At 71.9% G+C, this 2,950-nt stretch carries 4 protein-coding genes; 3 read left to right on the forward strand and 1 reads right to left on the reverse strand.

Going from position 1 to position 2,950, the window contains the following annotated elements; translation table 11 throughout:
- Nucleotides 1-686: 686 nt before the first annotated feature.
- From MJ797_RS19915 to MJ797_RS19925, 3 genes are all read left to right on the forward strand, one after another.
- Nucleotides 687-1,040 (forward strand): PadR family transcriptional regulator, encoded by a 354-nt coding sequence (locus MJ797_RS19915; RefSeq protein ID WP_239337979.1) that lies wholly within the window; start codon nt 687-689, stop codon nt 1,038-1,040.
- Nucleotides 1,041-1,044: 4 nt separating this feature from the next.
- A complete protein-coding gene (locus tag MJ797_RS19920) occupies nt 1,045-1,752 on the forward strand; it encodes a hypothetical protein (protein WP_239337982.1) in 708 nt (235 codons plus the stop codon).
- A gap of 85 nt (nt 1,753-1,837) precedes the next feature.
- Nucleotides 1,838-2,065, forward strand: coding sequence for a hypothetical protein (locus tag MJ797_RS19925; protein ID WP_239337994.1), 228 nt, complete (start codon nt 1,838-1,840; stop codon nt 2,063-2,065).
- Between the two features lie 43 nt (nt 2,066-2,108).
- On the opposite strand, the gene MJ797_RS19930 is transcribed toward MJ797_RS19925, so the two are convergent.
- Nucleotides 2,109-2,950: hypothetical protein (locus MJ797_RS19930; RefSeq protein ID WP_239337996.1), on the reverse strand; the 842-nt coding region annotated here is incomplete at its 5' end.

Genomic DNA, 2,950 nt, shown 5'->3' on the forward strand with positions numbered 1-2,950 from the left:
AAGGGCCCGGCGGCTGGCCGGGACCGCCGTCACTGCTTCGATGCTGAGTGCGGTCTGGGTTGACCCATGGGCTCTCGTGGTGCTCACAGCCCTGGTTCTCATCGTCCTGTGTGGGGTTCTACTTCCGACCATCTGGTCGAGGGATGCCGCGCGGCGGCGTGATGCTCGGGAAGTTCTGATCTTGCTCTTGCAAAATCAGATCCCAAGTAACGCCAGGCGACCATCACGATCGAACCGCTCGACTACCAGAACGTCGAGGCGTTCCTTATGAACGCCTCCTCCGCACCCCGTGCACCCCCGGTAGCGCGGTTGCCACAACGTAAAGATCACCCTTGAAGTAGACGACTACTGCACCAAGGCCGTCGGGGTCGTCCACCGCAAACAGACGACCCCGGCGTAGCAGATCATTGCTTTTGGTGGCTGCTCCCGTCGGCGGAACGGGAGAGGTCGAGCACCCGGGGCGCAGACGTTGTTTTTGTGCTGCGCTACGGCAGGCCGCCGCGCATCGAGTTCCGTCACAACGAAACACTCGCTCGGCAATCGACCACGGCACAACGACGTGCGCTGTGACCTGCATGTCACGAGATCGACTGAAAAGTGCAAGACGTCCGATGCCTCAAAGAGGCAAGCAGTCGTCTGTCGTGTGTTACTACACAGCTATGTAGTACGGCGTGTATGGTGGGGGCATGAGTGCGGAGCCGCGGATGACGCTGCAGACCTTGAAGGTGCTGCGCGAGATGGTCGCTACCCCGACCCGGCCGCACTACGGGCTCGAACTCGTCGAGGCCGCCGGCCTGCCGTCGGGAACGATCTACCCGATCCTGGCCCGGTTGGAGAAGGCCGACTGGGTGTCCAGCGGTTGGGAGGACGTCGACCCGCGTGCGGTGAAACGGCCCCGGCGCCGGTTCTACATGCTCACCGGCAAGGGCGCTCAACGGGCCCGCGCCGAGCTCGCCGCCGCTGGCATGACGACCCCGCCCGCCCGGCCCGTGCGGGGCGGGGTGGCGCTGCCCGGCCGGCTGCGCCCTCAGGAGGGCTGACCCGGTGGCTGTGACCTCCGCCGAACTCCGCCGCCTCGCGCAACGTGCCGCCGCCGGTGCCCGGTACGCTGACGCCCGGTACGCCGCCTACGACGCCGACGCCCGGTACGCCGCCTATGCTGCCGACGCCGCCGACGCCCGGTACGCCGCCGACGCCCGGTACGCCGCCGACGCCGCCTACGACGCCTACGACGCCCGGTACGCCGCCTACGACGCCCGCGCCGCCGCCTACGCCGCCTACGCCGCCTACGCCGCCGCTGCCGCCGACGCCGACAACGCCTACGCCGCCGCTGACGCCGACGCCTACGCCGCCGCCGCCGCCGCCGCCGCTCGGTACGCCGCCGCCGCCGCTCGGTACGCCGCCGCCGCCGCTCGGTACGCCGAGGTGATGGCGGACCTGGTGGACACGGTCGAGGCGACGAGGCAGGCCGCCGACTCGGCGGTGCCGGCCGGGACGGGACGTCGCTCGGCCGGACGGATGTGGGACGAGAAGGCGGTGCGGCTGCGCGAGTCGGCGGTGGCCGCACTGCGCGGGATCCCCGAGGCGGGCCGGTACGCCGAGGAGTGGGCCTCCGACATGGCCCAGCGGCCCGCAGGCTGGGCGCGGTTCCGCTGGGCGCTGTCTCTGCGTCTGCGCGCTCCCCGGGCGCTGCGCGGGACCGCCGCGGCGAAGGCCCGGGTGCCGGCGCCGCCGCTGCCGCCAGCGGAGTGACCGCCACCCCTTGACCTTCCTTCGTTCTCTACATAGACTCCAACCTCGCACCTATATAGAGATAAACGAAAGGTTTGGTGAGGGCGTGGACGACTCCACCCACCCCCCAACGACCCCGACCGTGCGGGCCGGCGTCGGGCTGGCGCTGACACTGCTCGCCGGCGCGGCCGCCGTTGTCGTCGGCCTGGTAGGCGCCGGGGACCTGTTCGCCACGGTGTGGGGCGCCGTGCTGCTCACCTTCGCCGACGGCATCCTGCGCACCGGGGTCCAGGGCCGCCCGGCCGTGCCGCCCATCGACGGCGAGAACAGCTGACCCCCGCGCTGTCGTGAGAACCAGCCTGACGGCCGGAGTTCGGTCACCACGAAACGCCCGCTCGGTAGCCGGTCACGGCGGGACGACGTGCGCCGTGCGCTACACCTTCCTCGATCACTAAATGCTGCTCCCGCGTCTCGCGGAGTTCGCCGGCGAGCTGCTCGGCGCGGGCCTGGGCGTCGCCGTGGGCGTGCTCGGCGGTGTCCGCGCGGGTCCGGCTGGTGGCAAGGTCGGCCTGGACGGTGGCCAGGGCTGCCGCGGTGGTGTCGAGCCGGCCGGCAAGGGCGTCGGCCTGGGTCTGGGTGGTGTCGCGTCCGGCGGTGGCGACGGCGAGGTCGGTCCGCAGGTCGGCGGCCTGGGTCCGCGCGGTGTCCAGCTGGGTGCGCAGGTCGGCGGCGGTGGTCTCGGCCTGGGTGGTGCGGTCGCGGGCCACGGCCACATCGCGGTCGGCGGCATGCAGGGCGTTCTCGGCGTCGCGCAGCTCGCCGGTGCGGTCCTCAAGGGCGGCCCGGACGGCGGTCAGCTCGGTCTCGGCGTTGTCCGCGCGGGTCCGGGTGGCGGTCAGGTCGCTGGTGGCCTGCTCAAGCCGGCCGACGAGGTCGGCGATGTGGGTGTCCAGCTCGGCGAGGGTGGTTTCGGTGGTCTCGGCCCGGACGGTGGTCTCGGTCAGCGTGGCGCGGGTGGTGTCCAGCTGGGTGCGTAGCTCGGCGGCGGCCTGCTCGGTGGCCTGTAGCCGGCTCGTGAGGTCGACGATCTGTGTTGCTTTGGCGGCGGCGTCCGCTTCGTCCCTGGCGGCGCGGGCCTCGCGGATCTCGTTGTCGGCGGTGGCCGCCCGCGCGGCGGCTTCGGCGATCCGGGCTTCGGCGATCCGGGCTTCGGCGATCC

It is taken from the genome of Protofrankia sp. CiP3 (assembly GCF_917627345.1).
In the GTDB taxonomy this organism is placed as follows: domain Bacteria; phylum Actinomycetota; class Actinomycetes; order Frankiales; family Frankiaceae; genus Protofrankia.

Coding starts and splice junctions, on each gene's coding strand:
- MJ797_RS19915 (WP_239337979.1), top strand. CDS start 687: ATGAGTGCGGAGCCGCGGATGACGCTGCAGACCTTGAAGGTGCTGCGC.